The sequence below is a fragment of the Rahnella variigena genome, from assembly GCF_003610915.1.
Taxonomy (GTDB): Bacteria; Pseudomonadota; Gammaproteobacteria; order Enterobacterales; family Enterobacteriaceae; genus Rahnella; species Rahnella variigena.
In genome coordinates this window covers 4,098,870-4,116,353 of record NZ_NSDJ01000001.1, presented here as the reverse complement: position 1 = coordinate 4,116,353, position 17,484 = coordinate 4,098,870, and the positions used below count along the sequence as shown (strand labels likewise).

General features: G+C 54.3%; 19 protein-coding genes. 10 read left to right on the top strand and 9 right to left on the bottom strand.

What is annotated here, in order from left to right; genetic code table 11:
- Positions 1-2: 2 nt before the first annotated feature.
- The 3 genes from CKQ54_RS18870 to hycA form a co-directional block, all read right to left on the bottom strand.
- Positions 3-1,907: a proton-conducting transporter transmembrane domain-containing protein gene (locus CKQ54_RS18870; RefSeq protein WP_120161662.1), complete on the bottom strand. Its 1,905-nt coding sequence runs from the start codon at positions 1,905-1,907 to the stop codon at positions 3-5.
- Entirely contained in the window at positions 1,907-2,515 is a 609-nt protein-coding gene (locus CKQ54_RS18865) for a 4Fe-4S dicluster domain-containing protein (protein WP_120161715.1), read from the bottom strand. Before CKQ54_RS18865 ends, CKQ54_RS18870 begins: the two co-directional genes overlap by 1 nt.
- 169 nt (positions 2,516-2,684) lie before the next feature.
- A complete protein-coding gene (hycA, locus tag CKQ54_RS18860) occupies positions 2,685-3,155 on the bottom strand; it encodes a formate hydrogenlyase regulator HycA (protein ID WP_120161664.1) in 471 nt (156 codons plus the stop codon).
- 328 nt (positions 3,156-3,483) lie between these two features.
- Here hycA and hypA point away from each other — a divergent pair, with 328 nt between their 5' ends.
- The 6 genes from hypA to flhA all read left to right on the top strand — a co-directional run bounded on the left by hypA (position 3,484) and on the right by flhA (position 9,283).
- Complete coding sequence (gene hypA / locus CKQ54_RS18855; protein WP_120161666.1) at positions 3,484-3,828, top strand: hydrogenase maturation nickel metallochaperone HypA; 345 nt, start codon at positions 3,484-3,486, stop codon at positions 3,826-3,828.
- 29 nt (positions 3,829-3,857) lie between these two features.
- Positions 3,858-4,652: a hydrogenase nickel incorporation protein HypB gene (hypB, locus tag CKQ54_RS18850; protein WP_120161668.1), complete on the top strand. Its 795-nt coding sequence runs from the start codon at positions 3,858-3,860 to the stop codon at positions 4,650-4,652.
- Positions 4,643-4,921, top strand: a complete 279-nt coding sequence (gene hypC, locus CKQ54_RS18845; protein WP_120161670.1) for a HypC/HybG/HupF family hydrogenase formation chaperone — start codon at positions 4,643-4,645, stop codon at positions 4,919-4,921. Before hypB ends, hypC begins: the two co-directional genes overlap by 10 nt.
- A complete protein-coding gene (gene hypD, locus CKQ54_RS18840) occupies positions 4,921-6,078 on the top strand; it encodes a hydrogenase formation protein HypD (RefSeq protein ID WP_120161671.1) in 1,158 nt (385 codons plus the stop codon). The genes hypC and hypD overlap by 1 nt, the downstream gene beginning before the upstream one ends.
- Positions 6,071-7,093 (top strand): hydrogenase expression/formation protein HypE, encoded by a 1,023-nt coding sequence (gene hypE / locus CKQ54_RS18835; protein ID WP_120161672.1) that lies wholly within the window; start codon positions 6,071-6,073, stop codon positions 7,091-7,093. Before hypD ends, hypE begins: the two co-directional genes overlap by 8 nt.
- A gap of 105 nt (positions 7,094-7,198) precedes the next feature.
- Positions 7,199-9,283 carry a formate hydrogenlyase transcriptional activator FlhA gene (gene flhA / locus CKQ54_RS18830; protein WP_425272792.1) on the top strand — a complete coding sequence of 695 codons (2,085 nt, stop codon included), beginning with the start codon at positions 7,199-7,201 and terminating at the stop codon, positions 9,281-9,283.
- 1 nt (position 9,284) lies between these two features.
- Here the strand turns inward: flhA and CKQ54_RS18825 are convergent, their stop codons facing one another.
- The 3 genes from CKQ54_RS18825 to CKQ54_RS18815 are packed head-to-tail and all read right to left on the bottom strand — an operon-like array spanning position 9,285 to position 10,587.
- Positions 9,285-9,830 carry a DUF4865 family protein gene (locus tag CKQ54_RS18825; protein ID WP_120161674.1) on the bottom strand — a complete coding sequence of 182 codons (546 nt, stop codon included), beginning with the start codon at positions 9,828-9,830 and terminating at the stop codon, positions 9,285-9,287.
- Positions 9,827-10,234 (bottom strand): tautomerase family protein, encoded by a 408-nt coding sequence (locus CKQ54_RS18820; protein ID WP_120161675.1) that lies wholly within the window; start codon positions 10,232-10,234, stop codon positions 9,827-9,829. The genes CKQ54_RS18825 and CKQ54_RS18820 overlap by 4 nt, the downstream gene beginning before the upstream one ends.
- A 29-nt stretch (positions 10,235-10,263) precedes the next feature.
- Positions 10,264-10,587: a carboxymuconolactone decarboxylase family protein gene (locus CKQ54_RS18815; RefSeq protein WP_120161676.1), complete on the bottom strand. Its 324-nt coding sequence runs from the start codon at positions 10,585-10,587 to the stop codon at positions 10,264-10,266.
- Positions 10,588-10,692: 105 nt separating this feature from the next.
- Here CKQ54_RS18815 and CKQ54_RS18810 point away from each other — a divergent pair, with 105 nt between their 5' ends.
- Entirely contained in the window at positions 10,693-11,574 is an 882-nt protein-coding gene (locus CKQ54_RS18810; protein ID WP_120161677.1) for a LysR substrate-binding domain-containing protein, read from the top strand.
- Positions 11,575-11,600: 26 nt separating this feature from the next.
- Here the strand turns inward: CKQ54_RS18810 and CKQ54_RS18805 are convergent, their stop codons facing one another.
- Complete coding sequence (locus CKQ54_RS18805; RefSeq protein ID WP_112290086.1) at positions 11,601-11,801, bottom strand: DNA polymerase III subunit theta; 201 nt, start codon at positions 11,799-11,801, stop codon at positions 11,601-11,603.
- Positions 11,802-11,954: 153 nt separating this feature from the next.
- Between CKQ54_RS18805 and yghX the strand changes: the two genes are divergently transcribed.
- The gene (gene yghX / locus CKQ54_RS18800; RefSeq protein WP_120161678.1) at positions 11,955-12,860 is read left to right on the top strand and encodes a YghX family hydrolase; all 906 of its coding nucleotides are present in this window, start codon (positions 11,955-11,957) and stop codon (positions 12,858-12,860) included.
- Between the two features lie 91 nt (positions 12,861-12,951).
- On the opposite strand, the gene yghU is transcribed toward yghX, so the two are convergent.
- Together yghU and CKQ54_RS18790 are read right to left on the bottom strand one after the other, a co-directional pair.
- Positions 12,952-13,797: a glutathione-dependent disulfide-bond oxidoreductase gene (gene yghU / locus CKQ54_RS18795; protein WP_120161679.1), complete on the bottom strand. Its 846-nt coding sequence runs from the start codon at positions 13,795-13,797 to the stop codon at positions 12,952-12,954.
- A 94-nt stretch (positions 13,798-13,891) separates the two neighbouring features.
- Positions 13,892-14,953: a LacI family DNA-binding transcriptional regulator gene (locus CKQ54_RS18790; RefSeq protein WP_120161680.1), complete on the bottom strand. Its 1,062-nt coding sequence runs from the start codon at positions 14,951-14,953 to the stop codon at positions 13,892-13,894.
- Positions 14,954-15,237: 284 nt separating this feature from the next.
- Between CKQ54_RS18790 and CKQ54_RS18785 the strand changes: the two genes are divergently transcribed.
- On the top strand, positions 15,238-16,413 hold the full coding sequence (locus tag CKQ54_RS18785; protein ID WP_120161681.1) for a Gfo/Idh/MocA family protein: 1,176 nt from the start codon (positions 15,238-15,240) through the stop codon (positions 16,411-16,413).
- Positions 16,414-16,415: 2 nt separating this feature from the next.
- Positions 16,416-17,483 (top strand): Gfo/Idh/MocA family protein, encoded by a 1,068-nt coding sequence (locus CKQ54_RS18780; protein WP_120161682.1) that lies wholly within the window; start codon positions 16,416-16,418, stop codon positions 17,481-17,483.
- Position 17,484 lies beyond the last annotated feature (1 nt).

Sequence of the window (17,484 nt, the reverse complement as noted above, 5' to 3'; positions counted from 1 at the left end):
CCTCAGGCAAAAGCCACGACCAGTAATACGGCCAGTTCGATGAACGCCAGACGACGGCAGAACGCCCCCAGCCAGCCACGGTGCAGGGCTGAAACCAGTGACGCCGGTGTCGCATGGCTGCGCAGACGGTAAAGCGGGGCAAACATCACGCGCAGCGGCTGGGCGAAACCGGTCGCCGTCACCACCATGTCGGCGGAGTGCGCGTAACCACAGGCCCAGGCATCGCCACGCGAACGGTTTGGCAGCCGCGCGCCGCGCAAAACTGCGGCGATTAGCCACGGCACTAACGGCATTCCCAGCAGCAAAATGGCCACCATCGGGGCAGACACCGCAGACGCCGGCGAGAACGCCACGCCATGCTGAGCAGCCAGCAGAACCGGCGTGTTCAGTACGGAGGCGGCGACAGCAGAGAATTGCGGAATAATCCACGGGGAAGCTATGCCGGAAATCACGCACAACAACGCCAGTAATACGGTGCTGAACGTCATGGCGCGTGGTGCCGGTGTGGCGTCTGCGGCAGCCTGACTGCGCGGTGTACCCAGGAACGTGACGCCAAAAACTTTGGCAATACACATCAGCGCCAGCGCGCCGGTCAGGGCCAGACCGACCGCCAGCAGCGGCCCCATCAGGCGGGCGATAAAGACGTGGCTGCTGCTCAGCTGGAACAGCGACTGGTACAGCAGCCATTCACTGGCGAAACCGTTTAACGGCGGCAGCGCGGCCATCGACATTAATGCGATCAGCATCGCTGCCGCTGTCCACGGCATCAGACGGGCGATACCGCCGAGTTTTTCCATGTCCTTTATGCCGGTCTGCATTTCAATTTCACCGGCACCGAGGAACAGCGCCGTTTTAAACAGTCCGTGGTTGAACAGATGGAACAGACCCGCCAGCAGCGCAAGGGAAGCCAGCACCGGCTGGTTCAGCGCCACGCCGGTCATTGCCCCGCCAATACCGAGCAAAATAATCCCGACGTTTTCCAGCGTGTGATAGGCCAGCAGACGGCGGATATCATGCTCCATCAGCGCATACAACCCGCCGATAAACGCGGTCAGGATTGCCAGAAGCAATACCATCAGGCCCCACCAGAGTGGCGGTGCGCCCAGCAGATCCAGACCGACTTTTACGATGCCGATAATGCCGATTTTCATCAGGGCAGAAGAGAACAGGGCGGCGGCGTGAGCAGGCGCGCTGGAATGCGACTGCGGCACCCAGGCGTGTAGCGGGATAATCCCGGCGTACAGCCCGAAACCGGCCAGCGCCAGCAGGAAGGTCACCGATTTAATGCCCGGCGTGAACGCCGCATGGCGCAGCACCTCAAAATTGACGCTGCCGCTGGCGTGATGCAGCAGGGCGAAGGCCAGGATCAGACACAGTGTGCCGAGGCGGCCGGATAAAAACTGATTCAGACCGGCACGGCGGCTTTTCACATCGTCGGCCTGAACAATCATGAAATAGGCGCACAGGGCAGCCAGTTCCATCATCAGGATCAGTTCCACGGCACTGGCCGACATCGCCGCCGCTGTCAGTGCGGCCATCAGCAGATTGCACATCAGACCGGTGCGGGCGCGCTTAGGGGATCTCACATTCGCCAGCCACGCACAGGCATACAGGCTGCACATCAGCGCGGTGACGGACATCGCCAGCAGGATTAAGGCATTCAGCGCAGTCAGTTCAGCGTGAAAAGGCACCACCGGCAGCACGGCCTGAACCGCCACACCGCCCTGTAAAATCTGTAACGCCGCCGCGATAACGCACAGCGCCGCTGCCATCCCGCCTGCGCCAAAAATCAGGCTGCTGATTTTCGTCATGGACGCCAGAAGCCAGCCACCAAGGCCGCTCAGCACCCAAATCAGCAGCGCCAGCGCCAGTAACGACGCCGGTTCACCGGTAAATAGAGTCGTCATTATTTAGCCTCCGTATCAGGGGCGTTCAGTGAAGTCAGTCCGGCGGGGAAAACGTTCATGGCATTGAGGCGTTTTTGCTGGCTGGAATATTCAGACAGGCTGGCGGTAACCAGCGTGATGGCCTGGGTCGGACAGGTTTTGATGCACGCCGGACCTTCCGGGCTGAAGCTGCATAAATCGCATTTCACTGCCACGGCGCGAAGCCCCGGCACGCAGTCGAGAAACGGGCTGACTGCACGTGGCGCACGCGGTGCGGGCAGTGCTTTTGAGGTATTGCAGTCACGTGGGATATCGACAGGAGTGCTGGCGGAAAACGTTATCGCCCCGAACGGACAGGCGATGCCGCACAGTTTGCAGCTCACACACAGGCTCTCGTTAAGTTGAATGGCGTCGTTTTCACGGGTGATGGCGTTCACCGGACAGACCTGCGCGCACGGCGCGTCTTCGCACTGGTGACACATCACCGGCGCAGAATCCAGCCGGTTGCGCATCACCTGCAAGCGGGGTTCGGATTGCAGGCCGTGAAGCTGGTGCTCCTGCGAACAACTCGCCATGCAGGTATTGCAGCCGATACAAAGTTTGGGGTCCGCGATCACATACTGATTCATGGCGGCCATATTGCGCATGAAGTCTCCTTGGTATTTCGTCAAAGGTGACGAAATCGGCACTTAAATTGACATTTCGACATTTATGTCGGCATTAGATCCGCAAAAAACCGGTCAATATTTTCGGCGAAAAGATTATTCCCACCTGACCGTAAATAATGTTTTAGGTTTTTTATCCAGCATGGCGGAGTAATTTCTCCAGTTGCGGATGCACCGGCTGATTACTGTGCAGGGAATCAAACAGGCACTGATAAATAGCGGAGATTTTATTCAGATAATGTTCCAGCACGGCGTTCTTATCATGGATGTCCACCGTGCCGTCCACGCGGCCATCTTCACTTAATCTGGCCTGCGCGAAGGCTCTGAAATTCACCTCTTCCTGGCCTTGCGCCATGTTCAGGCTGTAGATGATCTCCTGACTGTAAAAGTCATCGCCCTGATGAATACTCACCACAAAATGATTAAACAGCACAAAGCGGATGTCCTGTTCCTCTCCACAGTTAAACTCATGATTAATCTTTTTATTTGATGTGGTGACGGCCTTTATCAGGCTGTTCTGATAGGTATGCCACTGTGATTTCATCTGGCTGTTTTTGCTGGCGATATAGTCGGCTTTAGTAGTCAGTTCGCTGAGAGTGCTCATGTTCATTATCCGTTGTTAATTGATATGTCGGGTGACGACGAAAATACGACGTATAACTCTCTGTTGGCATAAAGCGTGCCAGTTTCTGAATTATTCTGACAAATGCTTGTGAATTAACGGGTTGGAAGGGTTTTGGCTTTGATTCTGTTTCAGCGAAGGAAATAAATGACATGTCGATGACACCTTATTTCGACAATTATGACGGGCGGTGACGGCTTATTTTTGCACCTCATTGGCTGAGGATGTTTTTGCATAAAGGCAATGTGTCGAAATTTCTGGCACCAATATTGCAGCCTGTCTTAATTGTTCTCCTGAGGGAGGGGAAATAATGCACGAAATAACGTTATGCCAGAATGCCGTGGAAATAATGGAGCAGTTCGCACGGCAAAATAATGCGCGGAAAATTACCGCGGTATGGATGGAAATCGGCGCGTTTTCCTGCGTCGAACCGGAGGCCGTGCAGTTTTGTTTTGAGCTGGCGTGTCGCGAAACGCTGGCGCAGGGATGCGAATTACATCTGGACACACCGGCGGCAGAAAGCTGGTGCCGCACCTGTCAGCAGGATATCGCGCTGCTCAGCCCAAACGTGCTGATTTGCCCGCAGTGTGGCGGACGCGATTTGCGGGTGATTGCCGGTGACGGCATGAAAATTAAACGTATCGAAATCGAATAACGGGCGTTCTTTTGCTCGGGGAGAAAGCTATGTGCAGTACCTGTGGTTGTGCCAGCGGCGAACTTCGTATTGAAGGCGTCAGCAGCGGGCACGCTCATCATTCTCATGACCCTTCGCACGACCATCATCACGATCATTCCCATGCCCATTCCCACGGCCTGCCATTTGCAGCGCGTCGTCTGGTGGATATCGAAATGGATGTGCTGGCGAAGAACAATCACATTGCCGCCCACAACCGCGAGCATTTTGCTGCGGCGGGCATTCTGGCGCTGAATCTGGTGTCCAGTCCCGGTTCCGGCAAAACCACCTTACTGACCAGCACCCTGACCCGGCTGGCCCCGTATTTCGACTGCGCGGTAATTGAAGGTGATCAGCAAACCACCAATGACGCCGACCGGATCCGCGCCACCGGCGTTCCGGCCATTCAGGTCAATACCGGCAAAGGCTGCCATCTGGACGCGCAAATGGTTCACGATGCGCTGCATCAGTTATCGCCAAACAACAACAGCCTGCTGTTTATCGAAAACGTCGGCAATCTGGTGTGTCCGGCCAGTTTTGATCTCGGCGAACTGCACAAAGTCGCGGTGCTTTCCGTGACCGAAGGCGAAGACAAACCGCTGAAATATCCGCATATGTTTGCCGCTTCCCGGCTGATGATCCTCAACAAAATCGATTTGCTGCCTTACGTCAGTTTTGACGTTGAGACCTGTATCACCAATGCACGTCAGGTGAATCCGCAGATTGAAGTGATTCAGCTTTCCGCCACCACGGGCGAAGGCATGGATCAGTGGCTGCACTGGCTGGAGCAGCAACGATGTGCATAGGCATTCCGGGACAAATCGTCGCGTTGCATGAAAATCAGCCCGATCACGCCTGGGCGCAGGTATGCGGATTGCGACGGGAGGTTAATATCGCGCTGGTGTGTGAAGGCGAACGCGAAGCACTGATCGGCTGCTGGGTATTAATCCACGTCGGTTTTGCCCTGAGCCGGCTCGATGAGCACGAAGCGCTGGACACGCTGGCCGCGCTGCATGCGATGGAAGAAGTGGAAGCCGACGTCGCCTTATTTTTGGGTGCGGGAGAATCAAGGTAATGCGTTTTGTTGATGAGTTTCGGGATCCGAAACTGGCGAGAACATTAATTCAGCGCCTGCATCAGCGGGCGGCACATCTGCCTTTCAGCGCAGAAAAGCCGATGCAAATTATGGAAGTGTGCGGCGGTCATACCCATGCCATTTTCAAATTCGGGCTGGATAAACTGCTGCCCCCGCAACTGGAATTTATCCACGGCCCGGGATGTCCGGTATGCGTGTTGCCGATGGGGCGAATTGATGCCTGCTGCGAAATCGCCGCACATGACGGGGTGATTTTTTGCACCTTTGGCGATGCGCTGCGCGTGCCGGGAAAACAGGGTTCGCTGTTGCAGGCGCGCGAACGCGGCGCGGATGTGCGGGTGGTTTATTCCCCGCTGGATGCGCTGAAGCTGGCGCGTGAAAATCCGCAGTCTCAGGTGGTGTTTTTTGCGCTCGGTTTTGAAACCACGTTGCCGGTGACCGCAGTCACGCTGCAACAGGCACGGCGGGAAGGCCTGAATAATTTTACCGTCTTCTGTCAGCACATCAGCCTGATGCCCACATTGCGCAGCCTCCTGCAACAGGACGATGTGCGCATCGACGCCTTTCTGGCACCCGGTCATGTCAGCATGGTGACCGGCACAGCACCGTATCATTTCATCAATGAAGAATTCGGTAAGCCGCTGGTGATCAGCGGTTTCGAGCCACTGGATATGCTGCAAAGCGTGCTGATGCTGGTGGAACAAGTTTGCGAGGCATCGTGTAAAACAGAAAACCAGTACCGGCGCGTCGTGCCGCAAGAGGGTAATCTGCTGGCACAGGAAGCCATGCGCGAGGTATTCACGCTTTCCGGTAGCAGCGAATGGCGCGGGCTGGGGATTATCGAAGACTCCGGTATTTCCCTGAGCCGGGCTTACGCAACGTTTGATGCGGAAATTCGTTTCAGACCGCAGGCGCAGCCGGTGGCGGATGATCCGCGTTCCCGTTGCGGCGAGGTGCTGACCGGCCGTTGCAAGCCGCATGAATGCCCGCTGTTTGGCACCGGTTGTACACCGCACAATGCGTTTGGTGCGCTGATGGTGTCATCCGAAGGCGCCTGCGCCGCGTGGTATCAGTACCGGCATCAGGAAACCGCAGCACAAGAAAGAACAACAGAAGGTGTGGGACAGGATGAGTGAGCATAAAGAAGTCGTCACCATGGCGCACGGCAGCGGCGGGCGAGCGATGCAGCAGATGATCGAACGCCTGTTCCTGAGTGCTTTCGATAACCCGTGGCTCAGTGAGCGCGAAGATGCGGCACGTTTGTCGATTGCCCACCTGAGTGCGCAGGGCGACCGGCTGGCGTTCACCACGGACAGCTATGTCATCGATCCGGTATTTTTCCCCGGCGGTAATATCGGCAAGCTGGCGGTGTGCGGAACGGCGAATGACCTGGCCGTCAGCGGCGCAACACCGGCATATCTTTCCTGCGGATTTATTCTCGAAGAAGGGCTGCCGCTGGAAGACTTGCACAAGATTGTGAATGCGATGGCACAGACCGCACGCGAGGCCGGGATTGCCATTGTCACCGGCGATACCAAAGTGGTGCAGCGCGGTGCGGCGGACAAGATTTTTATTAATACGACGGGGATCGGCGTCATCCCGGCAGATGTCCGCTGGGCTGCCTGCCATATTCAGGCCGGAGACAAAGTGATCGTCAGCGGTACGTTGGGCGATCACGGTGCCACTATTCTCAATCTCCGTGAACAGTTGGGAATGACGCTGGAAGTCGAAAGCGACTGCGCCGTGCTGGCGCCGATGATCGCTCCGGTGCGCGCACTTTCGGGTATCCGTGCCTTGCGCGATGCCACGCGGGGCGGGGTCAATGCGATCCTTCATGAATTCAGCGCCGCCAGCGGGTTCGGGATTTGCATCGACGAAACGGCTATCCCGGTGAAACCGGCGGTACGCGGAATTTGCGAACTGCTCGGTCTGGAGCCGCTCAATTTTGCCAACGAGGGAAAACTAGTGGTGGTGGTCTCCGCGCAGGAAGAAAACGCGGTGCTGAAACTATTGCGCAGCCACCCGCTGGGTGCCGACGCCGCGACGATAGGTGAAGTAACCGAAAATCCCCGGGTGTGTCTGCGCGGTGCGCTGGGGGTTTCACGCCAGCTAATGTTGCCCCATGCGGAGCCATTACCCCGCATTTGTTGATCTCGTCAGGGGAGAGCGCCGCTATGAAGGCGTAAACTTTCGGAATAGTTTCTTCAAAAACGCTTTGAATCAAAAGCCAGAGTTAACGCTATGCAGAGTGCAACAATGAGCATTACCAAACACAAAGGATTGCTGGAACTGACGCGCACATTGCTGTTGCAACAGACCATGACATCGCTGCTGGAAACTCTCACTCAGGTAGCGCAGGGCGCGGGTATTGCGGATACCGTGACGCTGGTGTTGTTCGACAACAACAGCGAACGCGTCTGTTTTTATGGTATTGATCCCCATCATCAGCCGGTCAGCTATGAAGATGAAACGTTGCTGGCGACCGGTCCGGTGCATGCCCTGCTGAATAACCCGCAAACTCAGGTCTGGCGCAGCGATGCTCTGCATCTGCGTTATCCGCAATTAAGCGCACTGAATCTGTATCCGCCGTTTAACGGATATTGTCTGGTGCCATTGCTGGCTTCATCCGGTTTACTGGGGGGCTGTGAGTTTATCCGCCAGAATGCAACGCCGTTCAGCGAAGAAGACAAAAACGGTCTGCACGAACTTTGTATGCTGGCTGCCATTGCAGTTGAACAAATCCAGCTGCGTGAAAATGCATTGTTTCAGCAATCTCAGCTGCGTCACGAGCGGGACGATTTCCGCATTCTGGTCGATATCACTAACGCGGTTCTCTCAAAGCTGGATCTTGATGAGCTGACCGGTGAAATTGCCAAAACTATTCATCATTTTTTCCACATCAATGCCATCAGTATTGTGCTGTGCGATGCGGACAAAGACAGCGAACAGGCCAGTGTTTACGCCACTCATTACGTACAAACTCACGTTGCGGAACGCGAACAGTCGCGCATGATGCTGAACGGTTCCCTTGAGCAACAGGTGATGAAAAGCGGCGAAATGCTGCTGACCAATGTCCGGCCAGCAGAAGAATTCGGGAGTGATGAGAGCACGCTGTTTCAGCTGCTGTGGCGCGATCAGACCAAAACGCTGTGTATCCTGCCGTTACGTTTTGGTCACAAAACGCTGGGTGTGCTGAAACTGGCGCAATGTCAGCCGGATAATTTCAATACGGCGAATTTGCATGTTTTACAGCAAATTGCAGAACGTATTGCGATTGCGGTAGATAACGCGCTGGCCTATCAGGAAATCAAAAGCCTGAAGGAAAAATTGCAGCACGAGAACCTGTATCTTACCGAGCAAATCAACAGCAATAACCCGGATTTCAGCGACATTGTCGGGCGCAGTCCTTCCATGTCTGCGGTGCTGAAGCAGGTCGAGATCGTGGCGAAAAGTGACTGCTCGGTACTGATCCTCGGTGAAACCGGAACCGGCAAAGAACTGATCGCCCGCGCTATTCATAATCTGGGCGATCGTCGTGATCAGCGCATGGTGAAAATGAATTGTGCGGCGATGCCGGCGGGCCTGATGGAAAGCGATCTGTTCGGTCATGAAAAAGGCTCTTTCACCGGCGCTACGGCGCAGCGCATGGGGCGTTTCGAACTGGCCGACAAAGGCACGTTATTCCTCGATGAAGTGGGTGAAATCCCGATTGAACTGCAACCCAAGTTGCTGCGTATTTTGCAGGAACAGGAGTTTGAGCGCGTCGGTGGCAATAAATTGATTTCAGTGGATGTGCGGATGATAGCGGCGACTAACCGTGACCTGCGCCAGATGGTGGCCGACAAAGAATTTCGCAGTGACCTGTATTATCGGCTGAACGTGTTCCCGATTGTCATTCCGCCGCTGCGTGAGCGTCCGGAAGATATTCCGCAGCTGGTGAAATTCCTGACCTATAAAATCGCCAAACGCATGAAGCGCACCATCGACAGTATTCCCGCCGAAACCCTGCGTCTGCTGAGCCGTATGCCGTGGCCGGGCAACGTGCGCGAGCTGGAAAATGTCATCGAGAGAGCGGTATTGCTGACGCGCGGAACGGTGCTGGATTTGCAACTGCCTGAGCTGAATTATCCGTTACCGATGGCTCCGGTGGTCACGCCTTCTGTGCGCGAAAGCACGCCCGCACCGCAGCTGAGTGAAGACGACGAGCGGGCGCGCATTTTGCAGGTGCTGAAAGAAACCAACGGCGTGGTGGCCGGACCCCGTGGCGCGGCTCAGCGGCTGGGATTAAAACGCACAACGTTGTTATCGCGAATGAAAAAACTGGGGATTGCCGCGCACTGATTTAATCCGTTTCCATTACCGCATCGGACAAGGAAATATGGCCGATGCGGTAATGCTGCCCGTCTCCTTCCGGCGGGTTTCTTCCCGCAGTAAAATGTATTTTCTTCCAGTTTGTCGTGTCCCAGGCGGTCACCTCGATAAGTGTGTCACTGACCGTTTGCTGATCAGATGGCGCAAGGTCACTGAAAGGTGCAATGTCAGTAATCTCTCTTTTGGCAAAAACAGCTGCCGCAACGTCTGCGCTGACGTGCGCTGCCAGCACCGGATAAACCCGGACAGGCGGCCAGCCGAAGGCTCTGGCGACGCCTTGAAATCCGGCACCTGAAATAAAGCGATTCATACTTTGCACGTCATGCCACAGGTAAAACGGCGCATACAGATTTTCTGCGCTGCCGATTTGCGAGCAGTCGCGGCGGGCGTAAAGATAAGTTTTGAAGATAAGCCCGGCAAAGCCATCCATCAGATGGCCGTTATCAGCAATGCGCTTTTCGATAATGCCCATGTCGTAATCGGCAGGCAGCGTAAAGGTGTATTGCATGGCAATCATAAGAACACTCCTTGTGGGAGTTTGAACATCTCACCATGACTGAACGACCAGTCTTCCGGTTGGGTAAAGCTCACCACCACCATCACATCCGCCGGAGAAATCCCCAGCGCAACGTGCAGTTTTTCAGTCAGATGACGGAACAGTTCCTGCTTCTGGTAACTGTTCCGCGGTTTGCCTGCAGTGATGTGAAACAGCAAAAAATCCTCTGAGCGGTGATGATTTTCCCCGGCAAGATAAGTCGGATTGATCACTCTCTGGCGGCGGCTGGCCGGTTCGAACAGCTGAAAACAGTCATCTTTAGGCACAGAAAAATGATCAACCAGTGTGTTCTGCAATATGGCTGAAATGGCATCCTGCCAGGTATCTGCGCGGTGATCGGGTAAGGAAATTCGGGTAAAAGGCATCGGTTGTTCCTCCGGTTACGGGGCGCGGTTTACTGCTCGCTGAGCGCGGAGAAGCGCGTCAGGGCGGATGCCGCAGCGGGCCAGCCGGCATAAAACGCCAGATGAGTGATCACTTCCGCCAGTTCGGTTTGAGTGACACCATTTTTCACCGCCAGACTCAGATGAAAGGGCAACTGCTCGCCGCGGTTCAGGGCAATCAGTGCGGCAACTGTGATCAGGCTGCGGTCGCGCGGTGACAGTTCTTCTCTTTTCCACAGATCGCCGAACAGTACCTGTTCCGTTAGTTCTGCAAATTTAGGCGTCAGGCGTGACATCGCGTCCAGCGTCTGCGTTTGTGAGGAAGTTGTGCTCATATCAGGCTCCTTTTGGTAGGTGTGAAAAGGAGCATAAGGCGTTATGATTATCCTTAATATCGAAAATATCAGCAGCATTAATCCATGAAAACAGGATGATTAAACGTGGCAAAACGACCGGTGACTTTTGATGCAGAGGCGTTGCGCAGTTTTGTGACCGGTATTGAGCTGGGCAGTTTTGTGCTGGCTGCCGACCGGCTGGGGCGCTCGACTTCTGCGGTCAGCGCACAGTTGAAAAAGCTGGAGCAGCAGGCAGGTACGGAGCTGGTGCAAAAATCAGGGCGGCACCTGATCCTGACGGAACGCGGCGAAGTGATGCTGAGCTATGCGCGGCGGATCCTCAGCCTCAACGATGAAGCCAGCGCCATCATGCTCGCCAGCGCCCTGAGTGGCAGTCTGAATCTGGGCATGCAGGAAGATTTCGGCGAAGCGCTTTTACCGGCACTCCTCGGCACATTTACCCGCGCACATCCGCAGGTGCAAGTCTCCGCCAGCATTACCCGCAACCAGCAATTGCTCGACGGGATCCGCCATAACGAGTTCGATCTGGCGGTCTGCTGGCAGGCCGATGAAGCGCCGCTCTTTCCATCCAGCCGGTCGCTGGGGCGTATACCGATGCGCTGGATAGGCCCTGAAAACTTCGACCTGAAACGCTATCAGCAAACCGGCGAACCGCTGCCGTTACTGGTGTTTGAAGCGCCATGCCTGATGCGAAATGCCGCCACAACGGCGCTGGATAAAGCGGGTATTCCGTGGCGTATCGCGTTTACCAGCCGCAGCCTGAGCGGGATCTGGGCCGCGATGTCGGCGGGATTAGGCATCACCGTGCGTACCGATTTCGGCAGGCCGCAGACGGTCAGAATGTTAAATGAGTTGCCCGAACCGGGCGAAGTGGGGATCAGCCTGCATCAGGGGCAGACGCCACCCGGTGAGGCGGCGGGGTATCTGATTCAGGCGATAAGCGATTTTTTCGCGGTGCGCCGGTAAATCTGTACGTGTATAAATCGCGGCGGTTACTTCTTTGCGGGTTGCTGGCGATAGTGCGCCAGACGCTCGCGGAAATACGCCCGCAGATGCTCCGGTTGTTCCATTTCAACTTCGTCTGCATTCACCGGCAGATTATTGCGCTCACGCACCGCGACCGTCCCGGCGGCCAGTCCGGCACTCACTTTGTCCATTTCTTCTTTACTCAGCCCTGCGAGATTGTTGTTCATAGCGTCTCCTTTTAATTCCACGGAGTTTAGCATTCTCAGCCCGCAAATGGTTCTGAGCATGGCGTGATTGGCATTCAATTTCACAATCGGTTTACAAAATCGCCAAAAGCAGGCCATTATTTATCCCTCTTTTGTATGGAACGGAGCCTGAAAATGACGCGAATGACAGCCAAAGATTTCCCTCCTGAACTCCTCGAATATTTTGATTTCTACGTACACGGCAAAATGACCAAGCGTGAGTTTCTCGATCTGTCTGCCAAATTTGTGGCGGGGGGATTGTCGCTGGCAGCGCTGACCACGCTGATGACGCCCAATTACGCCTACGCCGAACAGGTGGAATTCACCGATCCTGATATTGTGGCGGAATATATTCAGTACCCGTCGCCGCAGGGGCACGGCAGCGTGCGGGCGTATCTGGTACGTCCGGCCAAATTAGCCGGTAAAGCGCCCGGCGTAGTGGTGGTGCATGAAAATCGCGGGCTGAATCCGTATATCGAAGACGTGGCGCGGCGGGTGGCGAAAGCCGGATTTGTCGCACTGGCGCCGGATGGTCTGAGTTCCGTCGGCGGGTATCCGGGTAACGATGAAAAAGGGCGCGAACTGCAACAAAAGGTCGATCCGGCCAAACTGATGAACGACTTTTTTGCGGCGGTTGAATTTCTGATGCATCACCAAACGGCCACCGGCAAAGTCGGGATCACCGGTTTTTGTTACGGTGGCGGCGTAGCCAATGCGGCAGCGGTGGCGTATCCGGAACTGGCGGCCGCTGTGCCGTTCTACGGGCGTCAGCCGAAAGCTGAAGATGTGCCGAAAATCAAAGCGCCGTTATTGCTGCATTACGCCGAACTGGATAAACCGATTACCGAGGGCTGGCCTGCGTATGAGGCGGCGCTGAAGGCCAACAATAAAGTCTATGAGGCGCATATTTATCCCGGCGTGAACCACGGTTTCCACAATGATTCGACACCGCGCTATGACAAACCCGCAGCGGATCTCGCCTGGGAAAGAACCATTGCCTGGTTCAAAAAGTACCTCGAACCGCAAACAGAAAGCGCATAAAAGAAAAGGGCGGGATCGCAAAATCCCGCCCTTTTAGTCTCTAAGCAATGCCGCCTTCTGCGACGGCGGATTTTTACCTGCTGTCAGTCCGTTACGACTTCAGTACGCCATCAAAATCGGATGCATCGTGGCGTTCTTCCAGCTGTTCGTCACCCCAGGTGCGGTTGACGATACGGCCACGTTTCACCGCCGGACGGCTGGCAATATCAGCGGCCCAGCGCTGGAAATGCTTGTAGGATTTGATGTCGAGGAATTCGGCGGATTCGTACAAGCCCCCCTGCGCCAGACTGCCGTACCAGGTGAAAATAGCGATATCGGCAATGGTGTATTCTTCACCGGCGATGAAACGGTGCTCTGCCAGCTGGCGATCCAGCACATCCAGCTGACGTTTGGCTTCCATCGTGAAGCGGTTAATGGCGTATTCGATTTTCACCGGCGCATAATGATAAAAATGTCCGAAGCCGCCGCCCAGATAGGGCGCGGAACCTTGCAGCCAGAACAACCAGTTCAGAGTTTCGGTGCGACCGGCGAGATCTTGCGGCAGGAACTTACCGAATTTTTCGGCCAGATACAGCAGGATATTGCCGGATTCAAACACGCGGATCGGCGGCGTAGCAGAGTTATCCAGCAGTGCCGGGATTTTCGAGTTCGGGTTAACGTCAATAAAGCCGCTGGAGAACTGATCGCCTTCGTTGATGCGGATAATAAACGCATCGTATTCCGCACCGCTGACACCCTGTTCCAGCAATTCTTCCAGCAGGATCGTCACTTTCTGGCCGTTTGGTGTGCCCAGCGAATAAAGCTGAAGCGGGTGTTTACCGACCGGCAGCGTTTTCTCATGTGTCGGGCCCGCTATCGGGCGGTTGATGTTCGAGAACTTGCTGACTTCGTCTTTATTCCAGGTCCAGACTTTTGGTGGCTGATACTGTTCTGACATGACATTCTCCGCATCTTTTTTTGAGGTTAAGACTCAAAAGTCTAGCAGGAGATGATCAACGATGACGCTGAGAATGTGCCTTCAGTCAATGCGGCTAACTGGCCGCAGGATATAACCCTTTGCGCTTCCATTTCACATCTGCTACCGACTGGCCGGTGTGATTTTTTCCCTGTAACAACAGGTTGAATTTAGCGCCGGTTGCCCGCATCAGGCGGCTTTGCAGAATATAAACCGCCTCGATGCCCAACTCACGGCAGGGCAGATGTACCGCAGTAAAACTTTGTGCAACGGATGTTTTCATGTCGTGCGCGAAATCGATACTCATCACCGATATATCTTCCGGGACTTTAAAGCCGTGTTTGTTCAGTGCGTCTACGGTGGCCTGTGCGATCTGGTCACCTCCGCAGACGATGGCCGATGGCATGTTTTCCCGTTTATGCTCACGAAGATACTTCTCAATGCTTTCCCTCGCCTGTTCCCCACCGCTCCCATGATTGACCAGCAAATGCATGGCTTCATCGAACACCACATGGTGTTCCAGACAGGCGCGTTTAAAACCGTCGAGCCGTTGCATCATGGTTTCCCGACGCAGATCGGTGAACAACAAAACGGGGCGGTGGCCTCTGACAAACAGAAAGTTAGCGGCACTGTATCCGATGGAATAATGATCGGCTGAAACACAGTCGAGGCGCATTTCGCTGTCTTTCGCATTAATCATCACCACCGGTTTGTTGGATTCCGCGGCAAGGCGATACAGCATCACGTCATCAATGCCGATGATGATGATTCCATCAACATCCCCCTGACTGAGCGCCTGCATAAAAACGGCGATATCTGGATCATTGACCGTTAGCGCACATTTGCGGACATGAATATCATAACGGCCCACTTCCGCCGTAATTTCCTGAATGACTTCATGATAATAACGATCTTCATGGGGGGTAAATGCTGCCGGTGGCGCGCAGATTAACAGCGTATTCATCAACAGACGGCTGGCAGGTATATCACGTAAAATACCCATTGTCCTTGCATGGCTAAATACTTTTTCTTTTGCCTGCGGACTGACATTCGATTTTCCGGCTAATACCCTGGAAACGGTACTGGGAGAAAGCCCGGTTAACTCGGCTATTTGCCGGATTTTTAATTTTCCTGTCATTTTGTGATCAACGCCTCATTAGCTCATGGACTTATTACCACGGTTAACTTTATGTAATTAATGAACTATTCAGCATGATAGCAAATTCTGATTGCCGCGCTGCAATTCCTGTCACAAATAACGGTTGTTGGAAAAAAAAGCCATTACTATCCTCCCGAATATAAGAGATTCAGCCAAAAGTAAGAGGTTTTTTCATGCCATTTTTCATTAATGTGAAATTAAATCATTAATTAATTCAGTGGGATGATCATGCCTTTACATCGGTTCCACGTCGGGAGAGTAAAATGCTAAAAATAGCAATTATTGGTACGGGTAATATTTCCCATAATCATATTCAGGGATATTTAGAGTTTGCTGATCGTTGCCAGATTGTTGCGCTGGTAGATATTTATCCTGAAAAGGCGGAAGAGAAAAAACGTCATTATGGCCTGACCAATGCGAAGGTGTATGCCAGCCATGAGGAAATCCTCGGCGATACTGAGATCGACGTTTTTGACGTGTGTACGCCACCGTATGTCCATGCCGAAATTTCTATCAACGCCCTGAATGCGGGCAAGCATGTGCTGTGTGAAAAGCCAATGGCAGCATCGTTGCAGGAATGCGATGCCATGATCAGTGCAGCAAAAGAGAGTGGTAAAACGCTGTCAATTATTGCGCAGAATCGCTTTACCGACGCGTTCTGGCGCTTAAAGAAAGTGCTGGATTCCGGCGAAACCGGCAAAGTCTGTCATGCGCAGGTCGATTCATTCTGGTGGCGTGGTCATTCCTATTACGATTTGTGGTGGCGTGGCACCTGGGAAAAAGAGGCGGGCGGTTGCACGCTGAATCACGCGGTTCATCATATTGATGCTATCCAGTGGATGCTCGGTTTCCCGTCTGAAGTGGTGTCGATGATCACCAATGCCGCGCACGATAACGCCGAAGTGGAAGATCTCTCGGCAGCCATTTTCAAATATGACTCCGGTGCGCTGACTCAGCTGACGGCCTCGGTAGTGCATCATGGTGAAGATCAGAAGATTGTCATTCAGGGCGAGAAAGCGCGAATTTCTGCCCCGTGGGATAAATACGCCAGCATTTCTGCGCCGAACGGCTTCCCGATAGATGAACGCGATACCGATCGTGAAAATCAACTCGAAGACATTTACCAGTCGATCCCTAAACTCACTTATACATTGCATATCGGCCAGATTGACAATTTCCTCACTGCGCTGGAAACCGGCACCGCGCCGCTGATCGACGGCGTGCAGGGCAAGCGTTCGCTCGAACTTATCGCCGCCATTTATAAATCCGCCATCACCCGCAGCATTGTGACCCTCCCGCTGGCTTCCACCGACCCGTTCTATCAGACCGGCGGACTGGTTTCGCTCGCCCCGCACTTTTATGAGAAATCTGCATCGGTGGAAAACTTCGCCAATGAAGACGCGATCCCGCTCGGTAAAAACATGGATAAAGGAGCCTGAACATGAGCAACAAAGACGGTATGAATTATGCGCCGGTAGGCAAACCGCAGCCGGTGGTAAAACCGGGTGAATTCGTGATTGCCGCCGCCGCGCTGGATCACGGGCACATCTATGGCATGTGTAACGGATTGATTGAAGCAGGAGCCAGCCTGAAATGGGTTTACGATCCCGACCCTGCAAAAGTAGAGAAGTTTGTTGCGCAGTATCCGCAGGTGAAGGTCGCGAAATCGTTGCAAACCCTTCTCGATGATAAAGAAGTGCAACTGGTGGCAGGTGCGGGTATTCCGTCTGAACGCTGTGCATTGGGGCTGAAAGTGATGGCGGCCGGGAAAGATTATTTCACCGATAAAGCGCCACTGACCACGCTGGAACAACTGGCAGCGGCGAAGGCAAAAGTAGCCGAAACCGGGCGTAAATTTGCGGTGTATTACAGCGAGCGTCTGCACGTCGAAAGTGCGGTATTTGCCGGCCAGTTAGTGCAGGAAGGGGCGATCGGGCGTGTGATCCAGACGCTCGGCACCGGTCCGCATCGCGAAGGCGAAGGACGACCAGACTGGTTTTATGAGAAAGAGCAGTTTGGCGGCATTCTCTGTGATATCGGCAGCCATCAGATTGAACAGTTCCTGTTTTACACCGGCAACAGCAATGCTCACGTGGTAGCGGCTCAGGCACTGAATTTCAATCATCCGCAATATCCGAACTTTGAAGATTTTGGCGACACCATGCTGGAAGGCGAAAACGGCGCGCGCGGTTATTTCCGCTGCGACTGGTTTACGCCGGAAGGGCTGAGCACATGGGGCGATGGGCGTCTGACGCTGCTTGGTACTGAAGGGTATATCGAGATCCGCAAATATGTCGATCTCACACGCGGCGAGCAGGACGTGGTGTATCTGGTGAACCGGGAAGGGGAGTTCCGTTATCCGGTTTCCGGCAACGTCGGCTTCCCGTTCTTCGGACAGCTGATACTGGATTGCCTTAACCGCACCGAAAAAGCCATGACGCAGGAACATGCGTTTAAGGCCGCCGAACTGTGCGTGCGGGCGCAGATGCTGGCTAACGAAACCCACTGAA

Coding starts and splice junctions, on each gene's coding strand:
- CKQ54_RS18805 (WP_112290086.1), bottom strand. CDS start 11,801: ATGAACAACAATCTCGCAGGGCTGAGTAAAGAAGAAATGGACAAAGTG.
- hypD (WP_120161671.1), top strand. CDS start 4,921: ATGCGTTTTGTTGATGAGTTTCGGGATCCGAAACTGGCGAGAACATTA.
- hypA (WP_120161666.1), top strand. CDS start 3,484: ATGCACGAAATAACGTTATGCCAGAATGCCGTGGAAATAATGGAGCAG.
- CKQ54_RS18870 (WP_120161662.1), bottom strand. CDS start 1,907: ATGACGACTCTATTTACCGGTGAACCGGCGTCGTTACTGGCGCTGGCG.
- CKQ54_RS18790 (WP_120161680.1), bottom strand. CDS start 14,953: ATGACAGGAAAATTAAAAATCCGGCAAATAGCCGAGTTAACCGGGCTT.
- flhA (WP_425272792.1), top strand. CDS start 7,199: ATGAGCATTACCAAACACAAAGGATTGCTGGAACTGACGCGCACATTG.
- CKQ54_RS18815 (WP_120161676.1), bottom strand. CDS start 10,587: ATGAGCACAACTTCCTCACAAACGCAGACGCTGGACGCGATGTCACGC.
- hycA (WP_120161664.1), bottom strand. CDS start 3,155: ATGAGCACTCTCAGCGAACTGACTACTAAAGCCGACTATATCGCCAGC.
- hypB (WP_120161668.1), top strand. CDS start 3,858: ATGTGCAGTACCTGTGGTTGTGCCAGCGGCGAACTTCGTATTGAAGGC.
- hypE (WP_120161672.1), top strand. CDS start 6,071: ATGAGTGAGCATAAAGAAGTCGTCACCATGGCGCACGGCAGCGGCGGG.
- CKQ54_RS18820 (WP_120161675.1), bottom strand. CDS start 10,234: ATGCCTTTTACCCGAATTTCCTTACCCGATCACCGCGCAGATACCTGG.
- CKQ54_RS18825 (WP_120161674.1), bottom strand. CDS start 9,830: ATGATTGCCATGCAATACACCTTTACGCTGCCTGCCGATTACGACATG.
- CKQ54_RS18780 (WP_120161682.1), top strand. CDS start 16,416: ATGAGCAACAAAGACGGTATGAATTATGCGCCGGTAGGCAAACCGCAG.
- yghX (WP_120161678.1), top strand. CDS start 11,955: ATGACGCGAATGACAGCCAAAGATTTCCCTCCTGAACTCCTCGAATAT.
- hypC (WP_120161670.1), top strand. CDS start 4,643: ATGTGCATAGGCATTCCGGGACAAATCGTCGCGTTGCATGAAAATCAG.
- CKQ54_RS18865 (WP_120161715.1), bottom strand. CDS start 2,515: ATGAATCAGTATGTGATCGCGGACCCCAAACTTTGTATCGGCTGCAAT.
- yghU (WP_120161679.1), bottom strand. CDS start 13,797: ATGTCAGAACAGTATCAGCCACCAAAAGTCTGGACCTGGAATAAAGAC.
- CKQ54_RS18785 (WP_120161681.1), top strand. CDS start 15,238: ATGCTAAAAATAGCAATTATTGGTACGGGTAATATTTCCCATAATCAT.